The sequence below is a fragment of the Dyadobacter sp. BHUBP1 genome, assembly GCF_050587785.1.
In the GTDB taxonomy this organism is placed as follows: Bacteria; Bacteroidota; Bacteroidia; order Cytophagales; family Spirosomataceae; genus Dyadobacter.
Genome location: NZ_JBOBIH010000005.1, coordinates 29,433 through 50,056 on the forward strand (window position 1 = coordinate 29,433; position 20,624 = coordinate 50,056).

General features: G+C 51.9%; 15 protein-coding genes. 4 read left to right on the plus strand and 11 right to left on the minus strand.

Annotated elements, in window-relative coordinates:
* Positions 1-303 precede the first annotated feature (303 nt).
* From ACQ4MZ_RS20035 to ACQ4MZ_RS20085, 11 genes are all read right to left on the minus strand, one after another.
* Entirely contained in the window at positions 304-564 is a 261-nt protein-coding gene (locus ACQ4MZ_RS20035; protein ID WP_430847776.1) for a hypothetical protein, read from the minus strand.
* Between the two features lie 42 nt (positions 565-606).
* A complete protein-coding gene (locus ACQ4MZ_RS20040) occupies positions 607-1,245 on the minus strand; it encodes a hypothetical protein (RefSeq protein ID WP_430847778.1) in 639 nt (212 codons plus the stop codon).
* Between the two features lie 146 nt (positions 1,246-1,391).
* Complete coding sequence (locus tag ACQ4MZ_RS20045; RefSeq protein ID WP_430847780.1) at positions 1,392-3,632, minus strand: TonB-dependent receptor; 2,241 nt, start codon at positions 3,630-3,632, stop codon at positions 1,392-1,394.
* Positions 3,633-3,739: 107 nt separating this feature from the next.
* Complete coding sequence (locus tag ACQ4MZ_RS20050) at positions 3,740-4,456, minus strand: LytR/AlgR family response regulator transcription factor (protein WP_430847782.1); 717 nt, start codon at positions 4,454-4,456, stop codon at positions 3,740-3,742.
* A complete protein-coding gene (locus ACQ4MZ_RS20055) occupies positions 4,453-5,475 on the minus strand; it encodes a sensor histidine kinase (protein ID WP_430847784.1) in 1,023 nt (340 codons plus the stop codon). The genes ACQ4MZ_RS20050 and ACQ4MZ_RS20055 overlap by 4 nt, the downstream gene beginning before the upstream one ends.
* Positions 5,476-5,617: 142 nt before the next feature.
* Positions 5,618-10,576 (minus strand): Ig-like domain-containing protein, encoded by a 4,959-nt coding sequence (locus ACQ4MZ_RS20060; RefSeq protein WP_430847786.1) that lies wholly within the window; start codon positions 10,574-10,576, stop codon positions 5,618-5,620.
* Positions 10,577-10,651: 75 nt separating this feature from the next.
* Positions 10,652-10,960 (minus strand): DUF6916 family protein, encoded by a 309-nt coding sequence (locus ACQ4MZ_RS20065; RefSeq protein WP_430847788.1) that lies wholly within the window; start codon positions 10,958-10,960, stop codon positions 10,652-10,654.
* The gene (locus ACQ4MZ_RS20070) at positions 10,942-11,445 is read right to left on the minus strand and encodes a GNAT family N-acetyltransferase (RefSeq protein WP_430847790.1); all 504 of its coding nucleotides are present in this window, start codon (positions 11,443-11,445) and stop codon (positions 10,942-10,944) included. Before ACQ4MZ_RS20070 ends, ACQ4MZ_RS20065 begins: the two co-directional genes overlap by 19 nt.
* Positions 11,446-11,480: 35 nt before the next feature.
* The gene (locus ACQ4MZ_RS20075) at positions 11,481-11,996 is read right to left on the minus strand and encodes a phage tail protein (protein ID WP_430847792.1); all 516 of its coding nucleotides are present in this window, start codon (positions 11,994-11,996) and stop codon (positions 11,481-11,483) included.
* A gap of 47 nt (positions 11,997-12,043) precedes the next feature.
* Positions 12,044-12,547 (minus strand): phage tail protein, encoded by a 504-nt coding sequence (locus tag ACQ4MZ_RS20080; protein ID WP_430847794.1) that lies wholly within the window; start codon positions 12,545-12,547, stop codon positions 12,044-12,046.
* Positions 12,548-12,595: 48 nt separating this feature from the next.
* Positions 12,596-13,108, minus strand: a complete 513-nt coding sequence (locus tag ACQ4MZ_RS20085; RefSeq protein WP_430847796.1) for a phage tail protein — start codon at positions 13,106-13,108, stop codon at positions 12,596-12,598.
* Positions 13,109-13,561: 453 nt separating this feature from the next.
* On the opposite strand from ACQ4MZ_RS20085, the gene ACQ4MZ_RS20090 reads away from it, so the two are divergent.
* From ACQ4MZ_RS20090 to ACQ4MZ_RS20105, 4 genes are all read left to right on the plus strand, one after another.
* Positions 13,562-14,929 carry a glycoside hydrolase family 140 protein gene (locus ACQ4MZ_RS20090; RefSeq protein ID WP_430847798.1) on the plus strand — a complete coding sequence of 456 codons (1,368 nt, stop codon included), beginning with the start codon at positions 13,562-13,564 and terminating at the stop codon, positions 14,927-14,929.
* A 110-nt stretch (positions 14,930-15,039) separates the two neighbouring features.
* Positions 15,040-15,612 (plus strand): RNA polymerase sigma factor, encoded by a 573-nt coding sequence (locus ACQ4MZ_RS20095; protein WP_430847800.1) that lies wholly within the window; start codon positions 15,040-15,042, stop codon positions 15,610-15,612.
* Between the two features lie 106 nt (positions 15,613-15,718).
* On the plus strand, positions 15,719-16,804 hold the full coding sequence (locus ACQ4MZ_RS20100; RefSeq protein ID WP_430847802.1) for a FecR family protein: 1,086 nt from the start codon (positions 15,719-15,721) through the stop codon (positions 16,802-16,804).
* 244 nt (positions 16,805-17,048) lie between these two features.
* Positions 17,049-20,624 carry a TonB-dependent receptor gene (locus tag ACQ4MZ_RS20105; protein WP_430847804.1) on the plus strand — a complete coding sequence of 1,192 codons (3,576 nt, stop codon included), beginning with the start codon at positions 17,049-17,051 and terminating at the stop codon, positions 20,622-20,624.

A 20,624-nucleotide genomic window follows, 5' to 3' on the forward strand; every position in this document is an offset into this window, starting at 1 on the left:
TGGCACGGCCCTCGTCGGGGCTGCCGGAAGGTTGATTTAGCGCATAGTTTTTCAATCCCCTGCACGATGGGTACAGGGCTCGTTTAGGATTAGATTTTGAATGAAAAGGATGATAAAGCGGTCGGCCGAACCGCGGGGTCAAAGTAATCCGGAGTTGATTAAGAAATGGTTAATAAAGCATTAATAGGGCGCTTAATCCACTTGATTTTTACATTATCCCGGTAAAATATTGGGGAATTTTGGGGTAGGGCAATAAAAAACGCCTCACGTGGGTGCGAGGCGTTCGGGCTTGATTGGAATGAACTACGGTTTGGCTTCGATTTTTTGATGATGTTCATCATAGCAATGGCTCCAGTGCCCGTGTTGCCACCGACTGCCGTGCGATGCGGCACGGAATGCAAAGACATTCATCATAATGAATGCGAAAATGATCGCGATGGCAGCTATCCGTGCGGCGATGGTAAGGCCGCGGCGTTGAGAAAACGGTCCGTAAATGTATCCGATGATGAACACCATGCAGGCCACAAACAGGATACGAGCGAAAATCAATAATCCGAAAAACATGATTCCTGAAAATTTAAGTGAAACAAGGATGAAGTGTAATCGCTATTTAAGCAGCGCCTCGCTTTCAGCTTTGCCCCAGTGCGGCATGACGCTGAATGCGGATGCGGGCAGTTTCTGAATGGCTTTTCCGGCGAGCGCTTTGGCCAGGTCTTTGTCGCCGCCCCAGAGTTTGGGGGTGTAGTACTTGGTCCAGGCTTCGAGGTAAATGGCACGCGGGTTGGCGGCGTCCAGCTTCTGCGCTTTCTTTAAAAACTGGTCGGAGAGCGGCCCGAACTGCCTGCCCATTGTCATGGGGCTGATGAAAACCTTGGTGCGGTAAATCATCGCCTGGACTACGTAGATTTCAGAGAGCGCCTTACTATCGCCGTTCGCAAGCGATTCGCTTTTCTTGATCTGCGCTTCGCCGCGCACGCTGTAAGCCTCGATTTTCTCGCCGTCGTCTTGCAGAAGAAAGCCGACTTTGGCATTACAAAAAGCGGCGTAATAGTAGGGCAGCCATTCGGTTTTCTGCGCATTTCCTAGCTGGACGAATGTTTTTTCCAGAGCCTGAAAGTCGGCAACCGATTTGGCCTGATCGAGTTTTTTGACAGACGCTTCCAATTGAGCGGTGTAGTCTCCGTTTTGTGCAAATGTGAATGCAACGGAACAAATGAGCAGGATGGTGGTGATGAGCGTTTTCATAGTTTTGAATGATTGAATGATTGAATGACTGAATGATTGAATGATTGAATGAGCCGCCGTGGAACGGGAAATGAGTGAATTCTGAATGGGTGAATGAATAAGTTTGTGAGTTTGGACTTTGAACTTTAAACTCCTGAACTCGAAACTCAATGACTCTGGTCGAGGAGGTCTTCGGTGCGGTCGATGCCCAGGCTCATGAACACGCCCACGAAATAGAAGCGTGTGGCCGGAAGCGTAACGGGGGTTTTGAAATTGCCGTTGTAAGCGTAGTTGTAGCCGAATATCTGTTTTGTGCCGAGGACATTGTTGGCGCCGAATGCGAAGCCGGAATAGTCCCTGAACTTCGATTTTTTGAAAAAGGACATCATTTTCGACACGTGCAGGTTCAGCACATTGTAGGGCCGGGCGGTACCCGAATCGTAAATGCGGGTACCGGCATCGCCGCCGGCGCGGATGTCGTAGTAAGGCCGTCCGGCCGCATAGGAGTACGAAACGTTGACATTGGTACTGATTCCCTGGAAAAAGCGTTTGACGGCGATCGTGAAAGTATGCGGGCTCGTGAACGACGGCCGGATGCTTTCGGGATAGTCCAGGTAGTCGCGTTTTGTGTCGAGGTAGGTGTAAGTCAGCCAGTAATCCAGGTTGCGGACGGTCTTTTTGTCACGCCAGAATACTTCCAATCCTTTCGCATAGCCATCACCGCCGAGGGTAATGTCCGGGGATGTTCGCACCAGGTTCCTGTACTTTTTGTAGTAAACCTCCGTCCTGAAAAGCCGGTTATTAGCCTTTTTGGAATAATTCAGCACGTAATGTTCAGAGCGTGAAAAACCGAGGCGTTCGTTTTGGAACAGATACCTGTTTTCAGGCTTTTGATAAAAAATACCATACGCCAGGTTCAGCTGACTGCCGGTTGCCAGCCGATACCCCAGGCTTGCGCGCGGCGCTATAACTGCCTTGTGGAGAAGGCTCGAATACTCACCCCGTAACCCCGGTCGGAATGCCAGATGCTCGCCCAAATGAATATCGCCTTCCATAAAAACCGCCGACAGCTGATCGCGGAGCGTTGCCGGGGCGCTGTTGTAATGCTGCACGTCATGGAAATAGAATGTCTCGCCGCCGAACCGGAATGCCTGGTTGCGCTCGAAGCTGTGCGTGAGCACGGCGCGGCCCTGAGCGAAATGCGAGCGGAGGGTTATGTCGTTGTTTTTCATAGAAAATGGGACATAGGGCGGCGTTATGGGCTCATTACTTCCGCCGAGCAGCCGGTTTTGAAGGGAGTTCTTGTCGAATGTGTAGGCAATACCCGCTTCGAGACGCCAGTCGGTTCCGAGGTCGGTCCGGTAGCTGACAGTTCCGTAGATATTCGGGTTTTTCAAGCGGAAGTCGGAGCGGAGCGACGAGCTGTCGGTATCCGGGTTGCGCATGCCTATATGGCTTTCGGCAAAGGCGACGTACCCTTTCACCATACCTGTCTTGCCGGTTTTGAAGCGGATGTTCGCATTGGCGCTGGTATATTCCGGGCCATGGTAGTAATCCGGGCGTTGCGGCACGACCTTGTTGTACAACCCCTGGTTGCTGTAAGCCAGCCCGCCGCCGTAACTGCTCCGGCCCGATTTCGACAAATGCTGAAAACCAGCTCCGAGGTTTGAGGGAAATACGCTGAAATTGGCCGAGCTTTTTTCGGGCAGATCGATGCTTTCCAGGATCAATGCACTGCTCATGGCCTGGCCATACAATGCAGAGTAACCGCCAGTGTTGAACAATACACCTTTGAACAGGAACAGATTAATGCGGGCCGGCTGCATAATCCCCGGTACGGAAGCATAGTTCGGGTTTTTCATCCATGTACCGTCTACGAACATCCGGGTTTCGTCGCTGGTACCTCCCCGTACAAACAGCCCCTCGCGCTCGCCTACCTGCTGCGCGCCCGGAAGCGACCGCAGCGCGTTAGAGATATCGCCGCCATTTCCCGCCACGGTGTAGGCGTCGATGGGCGTCAGGGAAGCTCCTTTGGCCTTGTCGCTGGCTTCGAAGCTCCCTGCGCTCACGGTTACGGCTTCGAGGGTGTTGGCGGCATCCTCGAGGGTAATGGAGAGCGTGATGGTGCTATCGACAACAATCAGCGTTTGCTGCTGCGTTTTGAAACCAAGCGAGGAGACGATGAGCGTCTGTTTGCCTAGTCGGGTGGTCACGAAGTCGAACTTGCCGAGCGAATCGGCCACGGTACCTGCTTGGGAACCTTTTAAGCGTATGTGTGCTCCGGGAACGGCTTCGCCCAATGGCCCCATTACTTCGCCGTTAATGCGGGTCTGTGCCCCGGCGGCCAGCGCGCAAAGCAGGCTGCTCGTCATCAGGATGAGTTTGGTTGTGAATGCATTGGAAATCATGGCTTTGTTTGTTTTTTTGACCAAAGCTATGATACCCGTCAATGCATTTCAGGGAGAGTAGACCAAGCGGTTAATGTCCGCGACGAAACCGTTAAATCCCGCGACGATCAATCGGGCGTAATGTTCAGTATTTTGCGGAGATGTTCTTTATAATGCTCGCTGACCGGAATCTCGGCAGCGCCGATCAGCACGAAATCACGCCTGACAGCCGTGATTTTTTGTGCGGCAATGAGGTAAGACTTGTGGGTACGGATAAATGCCGGTTCCGGGAGTTTTTCTTCCAACGCCTTGAATGTCATGCGGGTAATGACCGGCTTGTCGGCAGATGAAAGAAAGATCTTGACATAATCCTTCAAGCCTTCAACCCACGCCACATCGGCGGCCACTATTTTAACCAATGAATATTCGACATTCACAAAGAAATCGGGCAGTGCAGCGGGCGACGGGGCGACGGGTGTTTGGTGTTTTAATTCAAACAGTTCGTAGGCCCGGTTACAGGCTTTCAGAAAGCGTTCCATACTCACGGGTTTGAGTAGATAATCGACCACATTCAGTTCGAAACCTTCCAAAGCGTATTGATCGTAAGCTGTCACCAGGATCACCAGCGGCGGATCGGGGAGGCTTTTCAAAAATTGCAGACCGTTGAGGCGGGGCATCTGAATATCCAGAAAAAGCAGATCGATCCGCTCGTTTTGTAATATTTCGATAGCCTCCATGGCATTGCGCGCAGTTTTTGCGAGCGTCAGATAGGGTACTTGCCGGATATTATCGACAAGGAGGTCGAGTACGAGTTTTTCATCATCAACGGCCAGGCATCGCATCATCTTAAATCCAGGTTCAGAGTGACTGTGAAAATTTGATTGGTGTCGTTGATAGCGAGGACGTGTTTGTCGGGGTAAATCAGTTTCAAACGCGTGCGTACATTTTCGAGGCCAATGCCCGAATTATCGTCTTTCGTTTCCTCAGGGTAAGCGTCGTACGGATTGACGACGGTTAGCGTTAAACGCCCGTCAATGGCTTTCAAACGGATCAGTACGTAAGGCTCGTCTAGCAGGGAAGCGCCATGTTTGAATGCATTTTCCACGAACGGGATCATGATCATCGGCTCCACCGATAAGCGACCAGCGTCCGCGTCCATTTGAATGTCCAGTTCAATGCGCATGCCATCCGAAAAGCGCAGTTTTTGCAGTCCAATATAGCTTTTGAGATAATCTGCTTCCTGCTGCAATGTCACTTGTTTCGCCTGCGTGTCGTACGTCATGTAGCGCATGAGGTCAGCCAGACGGAGGAGCGCACCTTCGAGCTGGTCGGACCGTTGTCTTGCGAGTGCTACCATGTTTGTCAGCACATTAAAAAGAAAATGCGGATTGACCTGCGACCGCAGCAGTTTCAGCTCGGCCGCTACCTGCTGCGCCTCATACTCCTTTCGCGCCCGTTCCTGACGAATGCCATCACTTACCCGCCGGTAAATAAGGCTTACGGCGAACACGAGCACCGACGGGCCAAATATCAATCCGGCAGCGCTCCGAAGTGCAACTTCCGGAAAGAGGTGCACCACAACTTGGTATTTAAGGGCAAAGGAAGCTGCGATTACTGCGATCGCGCAGGGAATGTACAACCACCAGCGCCAGCCACCGGCCAGTTTAGGATAGAGGTAAAATGCATTGAAATAGAAAATCCCGGCATGGATCAGGCCTGCCAGCACGAAAAACGCAGCCGGCAGGCCACCGATCTTGTATCCTTCATTGGCTGAGGACACCAAGTAGGGCAGAAGCAGAATGGTCACCCATATACCGACATGGATGGTAATCTCCCGTTTTTGCTGCGTTTTCAAGGATGTCATGGAAGTGTAAAAATCCAAATTTATAGGAATCGCATGCTAATCAAAAGAAACGGGCAGTGATATAAAAAAATCAGGCGAAGAGAAACTCCCCGCCTGATACTGTTAATCTAAACAACACATTAATAACGCATTGGTGTCGTAATTATCGGTTGATAAGCACTTTCCGGTTAATAACCTCACCGTTCTTGTGCGTGATCGTCAGAATGTACATGCCTACCGGCAGGCTCTTCACATCAATAGTCTTCGAAACGGTTTTGCCCGATTTGTAAACCGAAAGTCCCGTCAGGCTATGCATTTCTACCGCCTTCACCTGGTTCCAATCCGTGCTTTTCAGGTTCAGAATGTCGGAAACCGGGTTCGGATAGAATTCCGAGTTCAGCGACGGCGCATCATAGCCAATTTTGATGATCTTGCTATATGCGAATGTCTTATCGCTATCGATCATTTTCAAGCGGTAGAAGTTATCGCCAGATGCCGGTTTTTTGTCAACAAACGTGTAGTTCACCACCGAATAGCTCTCGCCCTGCGATTTTTGGGTACCAATAGTCGCCCAGTTTTTGCCGTCGGCACTGCGTTGAACATCGAAGCGGTCGCTGCGCGTTTCTTCGGCAGTGTTCCATTTCAATGCAATGGTGTTTTCAACTCTCGCGCCGCTGAAATCGATCAATGTTACCGGGAGCGAGCAGTCTTTGTAAGCCGAGAGCGTGTCCGAGCAACCGTTGAGGGTAGCTACGATGGTCGCCGTTTCCTTGCTTGGAACATTGATAACGGTGTTTCCGCTGACAGTTCCTTTGTCGGTAGTGATCACTGCCCCCGGGGTAGCGGTGAAGAAAACGGTATAGGTTTGAGGATCTGCAGCGAACTGGCATTGATATTCTGCACCGGTCAGTGCGATGGTTGGTTTCTCGTTGACATTCACCGTTGCAGTTTGTCCGGAGATCGGCGTCGTCGCGCCGCCTGCGCCGGCCACATTGGTTAATGTGTATACAAATGTCCCGGTCGAGCTTGTCGGCACGTCGACAGTCGCTGTTGTATTCACACCGGTAGTCGACACTTGCAGGTCGCCACCACCATTGATTTTGTAGGTAAATGTAAACGGAGCGACACCATTCACGGCCGTAAACGTAATCTTAGGCGCGGTTTCGTTCTGGCAAGCGGTGGTGCTGCCGGAGATCGTTGCCGTGAGGTTGTTCGATACGGTTACAGTGGCTGTTTGAGCCGAAGGCGGTGTCAATGTACAGTTCTGAGCATCGGTCACCGTCACCAGTTCATAGGTAAATGTGCCCACGGCAGCAGTCGACTGGCTTACAGTTGCGCTGGTTTGCACACCGGCTGTGCTCACCGTCTGGTTGGTTCCATTATTGACCTTGTAAGTGAACGTGTAGGGCAAAGTACCGCCGGTAGCACTGAAAGTAACGTTTGGCGCCGGTGCACCCTGGTTCACGGTAGTAGTTCCCGCAATGCTTGAACCGGTGATCTGGTTCACGGTCAGTACCGCCGCGTTGGAAGTGCTGCTGTTACAAGGGTTGGTGATGATACAACGGTATTCCGAAAGATTATCGCCAGCAGGAACGTTGCTCAATGTCAGTGTCGGATCATCGGCGGTCGGGTTTGTTCCGGTTGTAATGTCCGTGAATGAGCCGCCGAACGGTTTTTTCTGCCATTGATAAGTTACACCTGTCTGCGAAGTAGCTACGGTGAAAGAAGTGCCGGAGCCTGCACAGATCGTCGCCGCGTCAGGCTGGTCGGTGATCGGCGGTGCTGGGGTAGGGGTTACCGTCACTTTGAACGAACAGGTAGGAGCCGTTCCGATGCCGTTCGAAGCCGTTACGAGCACGGTTGTCTCGCCGGCTGGGAATGCGTATGGGAATGTGATCGGGTTGCCGCCTACCGTGTAAGTAATGGTAGGAGCAGGGCATCCGTCTGCGGTGGCTGTAAATGTCTGGCTGGACGTACAAGTTCCTGCATCGGGTGAGAAAGTCTGGTCACCTGGGCAGAAAGTGATTACCGGTACCGAAACAACGGGGGTAACCGTCGGATTGTTGGGCCCTGCTGCGTTCGGATCGTCTGTCAGAACGTTGGCAAAATTGCTGCCGCTCACCGTACCTTGTGTCGAAACCTCGCAATCGGAAACCGGGATGTCGTTATTGATTGTCACCCGGAACTTGATGGTGGTGCTTTTGCTGGCCGGGATTACGAAACCACTGCCGGTTCCATTGACGGTCACTGTTTCACCCGACTGCACAGCTTCCGTTCTGGCGGTATTTGGCACCGATACGGGTCCGGAAATGGCTTCTTTCACCGGTTCGGCGGATGGAGTAACCTGTACAGCTTTCGCTGTCTCAGGCTGGGCAGGGCTTGTCATTGCCGCGATGGTTTCGGCGGTCGGCTCTTCGATAACACCTTCACGCAACGCGCTAACGTTCGGTGTCGCGCATGTTTGGCCGAATAAATACGGGTTGCCCGATCCGCTCTGCGTGGTACTTCCGACAGGAGTGTTTCCTCCGTTAGCCCATACGTCCGCAATATTGGTTCCGTTACCCTGTACCACCAGCGTGGTCGTTGCGGTACCGGATCTGGTGCGATATGCGATAATGGATGCCGGCTTTGTGACGGCGTTGTTAGTCACGTTCGTACAAAGCTTGGAATTATTACCGGCAGCACCGGTTGTGGCCATATCCATACCAAAGTAAATATCCCCTGCTCCCGAGTCGGTTACTGTAATGTTGTTGCTGGCGACATTCATATTGCTCTGGGCAGCAGTACTTGAAGTGGTGGTAACGGCGATACCCGGAGCGTCAACTGACGTGAGGGTGTTGTTCTGGATGAGGAAAGTACCTCTTGCAGAAGTTCCTTCGGCCGAGTGTACAATGGCCGAAACACCCGACGAACCAGCCTTGTTCAACACAGTATTGCCAATGACATTTCCTTCGAGGTAGCCCGCTGCGAATGCAAACAGGTTGATACCGATGCCACCATTGAAGTTACCGGTATTGTTGGTCACATTGAATTTGAGCGTAGCGGTTCCTGCCGCCGCCAGGTCGAACATCCTTCCGACCCCGTTGCCTACATCGACCTGGGAATCTTTGATGTCTGCCTGCATAACGGCATTCTCATTAGCGCCGACATAAACGCCTACGGTTGGATTCCGCAGGAACTTGCTGCTGTTATGAACTTTCAGTTTCATATTGGAAGTCCCGTAGCCAAAGAACTGAAGCCCGGAATTATTCGAGTCCTGAAAGGTCGAGTTATCGACTGTCAGCAAGGTCATATTGGTATTGGTATTGCTGAAATACGCCGCGCGTCCCCCTGGGTCGGTAAAGGTTGAATTCACAATGGTGTTCGTACCACCGGTGTTGATCGCGTAGATACAACCTTCCTCGCTGGTTTGTCCTGAAGAACCGACCGAGCCGTTGGTAAAATTGAAGTTGCTGGAACCCCGCAGGTTGATACCTTCCTGGGCGACGGTACCGTTGATCACGATGCGATCCATGGTTAGTCCGTTGACATTCAGCGCGTGTACCGCTGCATTAGCCGCTGAATTGTCCTGGTTGGTAGGTGTTGTTCCGTCGGTGGTATTCGCATTGGTCAGGTTCATATTTTTCAGCGTGATATTGGTTGCATTCAGCAACTCGATACCGCGGGCAGAAATGTTCTGGATCGTACCGCCCGATCCCGCCGTTGTGCCACTACCGGTCACTTGCAAGGAGCCCGTTGTCGTGGAAAGGGAAATACCCTTGCTTCCGCCATTGGCGTTGACGGCGTTCAGCGTTACATTCAATACAATGCCCCCACCGGTGCCGGCAATATTGAGGGCAGGTACCGTCGAGGCGGTGAGCGTACCGCTGGCAATATTTAAGCTACCGGTGCTCCCCGAAATTGCAATCGGGCTTGGGCTCGCCGATACCGTGGAAGAAACCTGACCGAAGTCCAGGACAAGTGTTTTGCTGGAAAGATTAAGGGCCGAACCATTACCTGTCAGATTGATCTCGCTGGCTGTCAGCGTTCCTGCACCCGATCCGGCGATTTTTGCCCCGGCGCTGTTACCGATATTCAAGCCCCGGATGGTGGCGGCGCCATTCGCAGTTAGTACGTCTCCAGATGCACTTCCAAGTGTAGGTCTCGTGCCTCCGGTTGCCGGGAGCTGGTTGGCACCGCTGGGTGCCGTAAATCCGGTCAGTGAAAGTAATGTAGGTGTAGCGCCCTGTCCGAAAATGCTTTGTGTGTTACGCAGGGTGATATTGCCGGAGTAGGTAGAACCGTTGCTGTAAACAAAGATTGCATGCCCGTCTTTGGCATGGCCGGCCCCGCCATCGTTAATGGCCTGAAATTGTGCCAAAGTCTGGAACGGACTGGCGAGCGTGCCGTTTCCACCCGGGGCGGCCGCACCATTGATGAACCATATAGCCTGGTTGGCGCCATTTCCTACCGAGATCGTAACGGTGGCAGTGGAAGTCATGCCGGAGCCATTCTGGATTTCGTAAGTGAAAGTATCGTTCCCGGTGTAACCCGCCGCGGGTTGATAGGTAAATGCGCCTGTCGCGGCCGTAATAACTGCAGTACCGCCGTTGGCAGTAGTAACATTCGTAGTGCTGTTCAGGCTGATTGGGGTGCCGGCGGGACTGATGTCGTTGGCAAACAGACCACTACCGGCAGGGATATCGATATTGACATTGCCGATCGTATTGTAGCTATCATTTTGGGCGATCGGGCTGGCTTTCACCGAGCCGGCCACGAGTGTAGTGTTCGCGTCGATCGTTTCAGTAAAAACCGTTCCATTGGCGGGATCGGGGCCGCCGTTGGTGATTACAATGGTGTATTCCAGCTCGTCACCTGCACTGGCGCCCGACGGCCCCGTATTGTTGGTGATCGCATAAGTGTTGGTAGCAGTGATGCTCGGCGCTAAAAATGCCGCCGTGCCTGCGCGCTTGCGCGCACGCGTATAGGGGATGCGTTCCTTTGTTCTGGAAGCGTTCTGTTTCTCCTTTTTGGCCACCCATTCTTCACGGGGAAGACGGGAGTCATCGGAAATTTTGCTGACGATCTCAGCACCTGACGCCAGTAGAGCCACCCCCGCCAGGTATAGGTAGACATTTCTCATGGTTTCAGTTTGAAGTAAAATGTTCGAGTCATAGGATGAATTGGTAAAAATGAAAGAATCCGGGACCGGCCCGGCTTAAGAGAAGACTGCTTCGTAGCGCATTCCGCCCGGATCGTGCGCGATTGGGACCAGGAAGACATCCATATATTTGCCGTCGGGATATTCGACCCGGTAAATACCTTGCGCTATGGCGCGGTTTTCACCGGTGGTTTGAAATTCGACCGAAAAGGCACCCCGTTCGAGTGGACTGTAAGTATTCAGTTCCAGCACTTTCAAAATGGTAGACGGCAGCGAAAAGTCTTTTGCAAAATGGATGACTACCGTTTTCCCTATGTGATGTGTGAAATCTGCTGCGGCCACTTGGCTTAAATCGTATGCTTCCATTCCATTAAATGATAAACTCCATTGGTTTCACTGACTGTCTTAAATCCAAGGCGGGTATACAGATTTCTGGCAGGATTGAAGGTTTCTACATGGATGCTGAGCGGTCGCTCCAATTCAGCGGCGCGGCCCATTAAATCCCTGAATATCCCCTGGCCTAATCCGCGGTTGCGGTATTTCGGCAGAATGCTGATGTCAATGATCCGCATACCCTTGCCCTGGAAGTTTTCGTGGAGGTAAAGCCTCCCGATGATTTTGTTTTGAGATTCTATTACCCAAAAATCAGCCCCTGTATAGTTTTTTTGATAGTATTCGTGCTGAGCGTTGAACTGGCCGGCAATGAATTCTTTCTTCATGGTGTCGGTCCAATGCGGCACCCGTTCCAGTTCTTTTTCCCGCGTGGTCGCATAGATTTCCAGCAGGTAGGGCAGGTCTTTTTGGTTAATCGGCCTGAGTGAAAGGGTGGTATTACTAAGCTCGAATTTCATAGGTTGTCAAAAAAACAGTACTCACAGGCATTGGGTTAGCCGCGCGCAGGGAATACCCCCTGCAATGCAATACAGAAATAGCATGTCAGATACGGCATCATGTTATTGTGTGGCTGATCCCCGCCTGCGGGCTGTATCTGGTTTGCATTCATTGTCGTATTGGTTGCCCCGGTCGCATAGACCTTTCCTTGTGTGGATGCCGCCAGAGAGTAACTGGTCGGCGTTTTCAGGTCGGCAGGTTCCGGTACGGCCCTGATCTGGTGGCTATGCGACGGAATTTCCGAGGTAAGCAAGCTCACCGTTTCCGAGCCGCCCGTCTCGCCAAGGTCGTGAAGCGAGAGACCGGGGCCTTGTCCCGGATGCATGGGTGCGCGACCTTGCAAGTCAGGCAGCGCAAAGTTGGATTTGCCGTTTCCTCCATAGGTTGTTCCCAGAAGCGAAAACAATGCGGTGTTTTGGGAAAGGGGCAGCAGCTGCCCGTCGCACCATGCCCAGCCGCGGGGCGCGAAGTTGAATGGGAATATTCTTATTTCTGCTACAAAAGGATCCATGACAGTTGAATGAGATTTGACGTTCGTATTTCGTTGATCTGGGATTTCTAGGTTGGAGACGGAAATATCCCAAACAGTGAAATGATGAAATCGACACAGAGGTAAGGCTGGAAATTGGTATGGGGCTGGCTTCCGCCGTTGCCGGATACGCTGCTGGCCGCCATCGCTACGGCTGGCGGGTCGTTGAAAAATACGTTCGTCGTCGTTGAAACGGCTAGTATTCCGTTGGCTGGGCTGGGCAAGTCCGCCAGGTTGGTCGAAGCTATAAAGGCGTGCGAGTGCGCTGGAATTTGCTGTACCGTGAGCGTGATTTCTTCCGCTCCGCCGGTTTCGGCCAGGATAAAACCGTTGCCCTGGTGAATGGGGAGACGACCCCGGAGGTCGGGAAGTGCAAAGGTACTTTGTCCGTCGCCGCCGTAAGTAGTGCCGATCAAATTAAACAGGGTTTCATATTCAGAGATGGGGAGCAGTTGTCCTTCACAAAACATCCACCCGACAGGGGCAAAGTTTCCTGCAAACATTCTGACTTCTCCTACGTAAGGTTGTGCCATTTACAATAAGTTTTTTAGGGTTATGAATAGGATACAGTCGGCCGGCGATTAGGTTGCGCTAGGAAATATTCCCTGCAATGCGATACAAAAGCTCAGCGTCAGAAATGGTTGCATGTTCAAATGCGCCTGGCTTCCTCCCACGTTACCGACCGTGGCCGCGTTGAGCGTAGTCAGATTGCTGATGGTGCTCGTGTAAATGGTATTGGGCTGCGTGTTGGAGAAATAAGTGCTCGTCGGATTGTTGGTGTTTACAATGGACGTGTTGTCTATGGCGGAAACATTGTGGTTGTGCGAAGGCAACTCGCTTATATTCAACGTGTGCGCCTGTTCACCACCGCGTTCGCCCAGCGTGTGTCCGCTGCCGACGTGGATGGGGGTTCTGCCCCGGAAGTCCGGCAATGCGAAGTTCACCCGGCCATCGCCTCCAAATGTCGTTCCAAGGAGAGAGAACAATCCCTGGTTCTGATTGATAGGTAGTAGCTGTCCGTTGGCAAGCGCCCAGCCCTTGGGAGCAAAGACAAAGCTCATGATTCGGATCTCTGAAAGAAACGGTTCTGCCATAGAAGAAATAGGTTAGATTGATAGATGGAATTACATTGACGTATTGCGTGCTCTGGGGCACGAATGTCCATGAAGTGTACGACGTCTGTTTCGGGTATCGCCGGCCTTCCGAAACAATGCCGGACGACCACTTGCTCACCCGATCACGAGGTTGTTGACAAAAAACGGGCTGAAAATGCCGGGGATGTAGAAGTTTTTCTCATAGAAGGGGGCGCTGGGGTTAGATCTTGTACAATTAGTACATCAATATTAATCATTTATACCTATTTCGATGAAACAAATTACTTTTCGGTCATAAATATTCTACGAGTATTTTTAGATAAAGTAGAACTTTTGATTAAGTATTTGGTTCATAATGAGCATTTTATAATTATTAACCGGCGTTAAAATTTATTTTCCGGTGGTATTTTTAGAAGAATTTCTTTAAACAACCCGCGATAATCTCCTTATTGTATGAAACCCATCAGGCTCATTATCAGGATAATCCTCTGCTGCACCCTCGCTGGAGCACAAGCACAACACTATACGGTAAGCGAAAACAAACGGTTTTTACTCAAAGAAGGTAAGCATTTTTTCTGGCTTGGCGATACCGCCTGGGAGCTTTTTCACCGCCTCGACCGCTCCGAGGCCGATTATTACCTTCAAAAGCGTGCAGAACAGGGTTTTACGGTTATTCAGGCCGTAGCGTTGGCAGAATTCGACGGCCTGGATGAGCCTAATCCGTATGGCGAAAAGCCACTGCTCAACCACGATCCGACGAAGCCGAATGAGAACTACTTCAAGCATGTCGATTACATTATCGACAAAGCGGCGGCATACGGGTTGACGATCGCTTTCCTGCCCACCTGGGGCGACAAGGTTTTCAAGAATACCTGGGGGAAAGGGCCTGAAATCTTCAATGAAAATAACGCAAAAGCCTATGGAAAATGGCTTGGTAGCCGCTACAAGGACCGATCAAATGTAATATGGGTGCTCGGCGGCGACCGGCAGCCCCGCAAAGACAGCCGTGACGTAGAAATATGGCGGGCCATGGCGGCCGGGATTGCAGAGGGCGTGGGCGGGCACGGCAAGGCGCTGATGACCTACCATCCGCAACCGAACAAGGAGGGGGCAGGTGAGTGGTTCCACGATGATGAATGGTTCGATTTCAATATGTTCCAGACGGGCCATTGCCGCGATTCGCCGGTTTACGATAACATTCAGCGGTCGTACAACCGCACGCCCGTGAAGCCGGTTATCGATGCAGAGCCTATTTACGAAGATCATCCGGTATGTTTCAATGCGAAGGAAAACGGCACGTCGAGTGCGTATGATGTCCGCAAATCAGCCTACCTGGATTTGTTTGCGGGCGCATTCGGACATACCTATGGTTGCCACGATATATGGCAGATGTACTCTCCCAATCGCGAAGCGGTGAACGGTCCGCATATTTTCTGGCAGCAGGCCCTGGACCTGCCCGGCGCGTTGGAAATGAAGTATGTACGGAAATTGATGGAATCCCGCCCGATCACCGACCGTGTCCCCGACCAGTCCATTATAATTGAAAATGCATTACCGGCGCCCGAGCGTGTACAAGCGACTCGCGGAAGAGATTACCTCTTTGTATATACGGCCTCCGGAAGACCCTTCTCCGTAAACCCTGGCAAAATATCCGGCACGAGCCTCGAAGCATTCTGGTACGATCCGCGGAACGGCAAGGTGCGGGACGCGGGCAAGTTCGATAACAAGTCGGTCAACAGATTCATCCCGCCTACATCCGGCTACGGGCATGATTGGGTGCTGGTGATAGACGATGCTGCCCGGGGGTACAAGAAGCCCTGACGGCATTTCGCCCGATTGTGAATGATCGGATTGGAGTAATTCCGGGTAAAATTTTACTTAATAAAGAAATTCGATCATTCAAAGCATTCATTTTGTACACTGGCTGACCGATGGAGCAGGACCTCGAACGTTGGAAGAAATTCAAAAACGGCGATGCCGCCGTTTTTGAGGAGATGATCCGGGGCGAGTTCCGTGCGCTGTTCGAATATGGTTCCCGGTTTATCCATGACCGTGACACGCTGAACGATTGTATTCATGATCTTTTTGCCTCACTCTGGGACCGCCGCCGCTTCCTCACCGATACCGACAGAATCCGGCCTTATTTGCTGAAAAGCCTTCGTAACCGGCTGCTGAAAGAGATCGAGCGTACGCATGGACTTACCCCGTTTGAAAGTTGGCATGAAGGCCAGGAAGCTGAGGAAGACATCGAAAGCCGGCTGATCTCGACCGAAACTGACGAACGCCGAAAGCAACAGATCGGAACGGTATTGTATTCGCTGACACCCCGCCAGCGTGAAATCATCCACCTTAAATTCTTCGAAGGCCTGTCACATGAGCAGATCGCGGCGGTGCTCGATATTTCCCGGCCTGCTGTGGCGAACCTGCTCTCGCAAGCGTTACGGCTCTTCCGCGACAAGTGGCACACCATTCTGCCTTCATTTTTTCTGATTTTATGTGCCTGAATATCAAAGAATTGATTCTTTGTCGAAAGATTTTTTATTTTTTTCGATGATGATTCCCGCATTTGCCGATTATCCTCCCTGTAAACACACCTAATGGTGTTTTGTTATGAAATATTATAAAGATTACGATCTGGAAGACTTCCTGCAAGACGATAGTTTCCGTCGGTGGGTTGTTGGCGAAGCCGATGCGACCGAAGGGCTTTGGGAAGAGATCGTACGCCTCTATCCCGATAAAAAAGTGATTATGCAGCAAGCCCGGGAACTGATCACGACCTGGCGCGAGCATGCAGCCATTGTAACCGACCAGCAGCTGGAAGACCAGGTGCAGCGGATCCTGCATACGACGCAGGCAGGCGCCGAAGAGCCGATGCAACGCGTGCTATGGCGGAAATGGCTTTCCGTGGCTGCGGTGGCAACGTTGGTATTGGGCCTGGGCGGAGCTTTTTGGTGGAAAAACGGCCAAACAATGAATGGTTCCGTCCGCCGGACTGCCTATGCGCCGGAGTCGTCGAAGGCCTTGCGGGAGGTGATCAATACGACGGGCAAGGCAATGCGCGTGGGGCTGCCGGATGGCAGTAAGGTAAGCCTCGCACCTGCGGGCAGGATCAGTTATGCGGCAGATTTCATCTATGACAAGAAGCGGGAGGTATTCTTGTCCGGGGAGGCGTTTTTCGATGTAAGGAAGGATCCGCAGAACCCGTTTTTTGTGTATGCCAACGGTTTGGTAACCAGGGTGCTGGGAACCAGTTTTCTGGTTAAAGCCACCGACACAAATGTGGAAGTACTCGTAAGAAGCGGAAGAGTGTCGGTTTTGCCTTTGAAGGACATTGAAAATCCCACCGAGCGCAACACGGAACTGCTTCTCACGCCCAACCAGCAGGCGATATTTTCGGTGAAGGATAATGTGGTTTCCAAATCCATCACCAATATGCCGCTCGAACTCATCAAGCCTGACCCGGGAGCGGGATTTGTGTTTGAGAATCAGCCGGTGAGCAAGGTATTCTCTGCATTGGAGACGGTGTATGGTATCCCGATCGTGTACGACGCCGCGGTGATGGAGAACTGTTCGCTGCGCGTGGAGCTGAGCAACGAGCCCTTCTTCACCAAACTCGATATCATCACCCAGACCCTCGGAGCGGCCTACCGCGTCAGCGACGGCCAGGTCGTCATTTCGAGTGAAGGTTGCAGATAACAAAATAGTTTTTACCTGCCTATTCATCCTAAACCCTTAACATATGATTAAACTCCGATTGTAGAAAGCAAAAAAGCCGGGAACGGGTCCAGCGTTTCCGGCTCTGAAAATTCCCCAGATTTTAAGCGAAACTTAAATCTCCCAAAACGGGAGAGAGGAAGGTCTTTGTCGTTTGTGAACACCCAAAAACCATCGTAAAAGTATGAAAAAAAATAGTTTACCATTTAAATATTTGGTAGCTGCGATGAAAGTTACATGCATACCATTTCTGGTGTCCCTCTTCTTTCAAAGCCTGGCCCTTGCCAACGACGGCGTCGCCCAGGAAATCCTGAACCGGGAGGTCACGCTTCAAGTCAGGCAGCAAGACCTTAAACAGGTGCTGACGACGCTTGAAAAGAATGCCAAAGTCAGGTTTTCATACATCCCCTCCCTGATATCGAACCAGAAAGTAACCGTGGAGGCTTCAAACCAGAAGCTCAGCAAGGTGTTGAAGGAGCTGTTGGGGCCATTACAAATCCATTACTCCGTATCGGGCAACTACATTATCCTGATCCGCAAACCCGACGAGTCGTTTTCCGACGCTCCGAAGCTGCTCGAACCGGTACCGCTGCCGTACCTGCACCGGGCGGACATCAGCGTGAAAGGCAAGGTTACCGGCTCCGATAACAAGGAAGGCCTGCCGGGCGTGAGCGTGGTCGTGAAGGGCACGCAGCAAGGCGCTATTACCGGCGGCGACGGGAGCTTCGAATTGGTCGTGCCCGACGAGAAGGCAGTGCTGGTATTTAGCTTCGTGGGTTATGTGTCCCAGGAAATCCCGGTTGTAAACCGCTCGGTGATCAATGTCGCGCTCGATCCGGACATCAAGGCGCTGAGCGAAGTAGTCGTGACGGGCTATACGACGCAGTCGCGCAGGGATATTACCGGGTCGGTGAGCGTGATCGATGCCGAAAAGCTGCTTTCTGTACCTGCCACCAACCTCGCGCAGCAGTTGCAGGGGCGCGCCGCAGGCGTGACCGTGGGCACGGATAATACGCCGGGCGGGGGCGTGGCCGTGCGTGTGCGCGGGTATGGAACGCTCGGGAACAATGATCCGCTTTACATTATCGACGGAGTACCTACGAAAGGGAACCTCAATACGATCAATCAGAATGATATTGAGTCGATACAGATATTAAAGGATGCATCGTCGGCCTCGATCTACGGCTCGCGCGCGGCGAACGGCGTGGTGATTATCACTACCAAAAGGGGCAAATCCGGTGTGCCGAAACTTACATTCGACGCCTATTTCGGGGTGCAGAAGTTGGCCAAAACAATGGATTTGCTCAACACACAGGAATATGGCGAATACCTCTGGCAGAGCAAGAAGAATGCCAACGTGGTGAACCCTAATACGGGTAACCCGGAGCATTCGCAATATGGCAATGGCCCCACGCCGGTAATTCCGGATTACATTATTCCCGATGGCGCTGCGGAAGGCGATCCGCGGGTAAACCCAGCCAATTACAGTTACGACCGATATACCGACCCTCAGTTTGGCAAAACCAAATTCTCTATTACCAAGGCTAACAAGAAAGGTACCGACTGGATGCGCGAGGTTTTCGACGATGCACCCATTCAGAATTACCAGCTCGGTGTTTCGGGTGGGTCCGAGGTGAGCCGGTATTCGTTTTCAGCCAATTATTTTAACCAAACGGGCATTTTGCTTTACAATGGCTATAAACGCTATTCCGTCCGGGCGAATACCGAGTTTACCATTAAAAAGAAGCTCCGGATAGGAGAGAATTTGCAGGTTGCCTACGGACGTCGCCAGGGCAATTACGGTAATAACAGCGAAACGAGCCAGGTTTCGAATACCTACCGCGCACAGCCGATTATCCCGGTGTACGACATTGGCGGCAATTTCGCAGGTACCCTGGGCAGCAACCTCGGAAATGCGAACAACCCCGTAGGCCAGCTCGTGCGTAACAAGGACAATGGTTATAAAGACCTCCGGTTGTTTGGCAATGCGTATGCAGAGTTCGATATTTTGAAAAACCTGACGGCTAAAACGAGTTTCGGGCTCGACCTGACGGCTTCTGCCGGTAAGTATTACACGCCTGTTGAGATCGAGCTCGCCCACGGAACTAACGTGAACAGCCTGAGCGAAAACCGGGGATACGGCTATTCCTGGACCTGGACCAACACCCTTACTTATGATAAAACATTCGGCGAGATGCACCATTTGAATGCATTCGTCGGCCTGGAATCCATTGATTCCTTCGGCGATTTTGTGAATGCCTATCGCCAGGGCTTTTTTTCCAATAATATCGATCTGCGGTACATCGATGCCGGTAATCCTGCCACAGCTACCAATAGCGGTTATGCGTCTTCGTCGTGGTCGTTGTTCTCGTATTTCGGCCGTGTGGATTACGCATTCGACGACAAATACCTGCTCCAGGCCACTTTACGACGCGATGCCTCCTCGCGCTTCCAGGCAGCATCGCGCTATGCTACATTTCCGGCTGCGAGCGTGGGCTGGCGTTTATCGAAGGAAGGCTTCATGTCGGGTGTCGATTTTGTAAGTGATTTGAAGGTCCGCGCAGGTTGGGGGCAGACGGGTAATCAGGAAATCGGGGATTTTAATGCGTATTCCACCTATCAGAGCAATCCGAATAGCAGTGGGTATGGCCTTGGCAGCAGTCCGATCGGTTATATGCAGGGATTTGACCTCGGCCGTTTCGGTAATCCTAATGCCAAATGGGAGACGACCACGACGGTCAATGTGGGCATAGACGCCAATTTGTTCAAAGGTAAGTTTGACATGAGCCTCGACGTTTTCGACCGGCAGACGAAGGATTTGTTGTATACCAAAGCCTACGATCCTCGTCTCGGCGATGCCGCCATTCCCGCTCAAAACATAGCTTCCATGCAAAACAGGGGAGTAGACCTCGCCCTGAGCTATCAGGACCATGCCCTGGACGGACAGCTTACTTATAGTATTGGGGTCAATTTCTCGACTTACCGTAACAAAATCATTGCCCTGGATCCCCAAAATCCGGACGATTTCCTGCCTGGGTTCTCGCTGCGTACCCCGGCGGTGACGCGCTCCATTGCCGGCCGGCCGATCTCGTCGTTCTATGGTTACATTATAGATGGTATCATGCAGAATGAGGAAGAAGTACAAAATCACGCCAGGTTCCCCGGCTACTACGATTCGAATATTTACATCGACGGCAAGCGCACTCAAGGCGTGGGTAAATTCAAGTACCGCGATGTGAACGGCGATGGCGTGATCAATGCGCAGGACCAGACTTACATCGGTAATCCACACCCGGATTTTACCTACGGCCTTAATGTGAATGTGGGCTACAAAGGCTTTGACCTCGCCATTTTCGCCCAGGGCGTGCAGGGGAACGACATTTTCAACCACGTGCGCTACTGGACCGACTTCGAGGTTTTCCAGGGCAACCGGTCTAAGAGAATGCTCTACGACTCATGGCGGCCCGATAATCCGAATGCCAAACTGCCCATTCTCGACGCGAACGACGCCCAGAGCGGCGAGCCTTCGACCTATTTCGTGGAGAACGGTTCTTACCTGCGCTTCAAGAATATCCAACTCGGTTACACTTTGCCGAAATCGGTTTTGTCCAAAATCGGCGCAGACCATCTGCGGGTTTACATTCAGGGACAAAACCTGCTGACTTTCACAAAGTATACTGGTCTGGATCCTGAAATCAACCTCCGCAACTTTAACAGCGGTTCCGATCGTCAGATCGGCGTGGACGAAGGGGTTTATCCGACGCCCAAAGCATTCATCGTAGGTATCAGTCTCGGTTTTTAA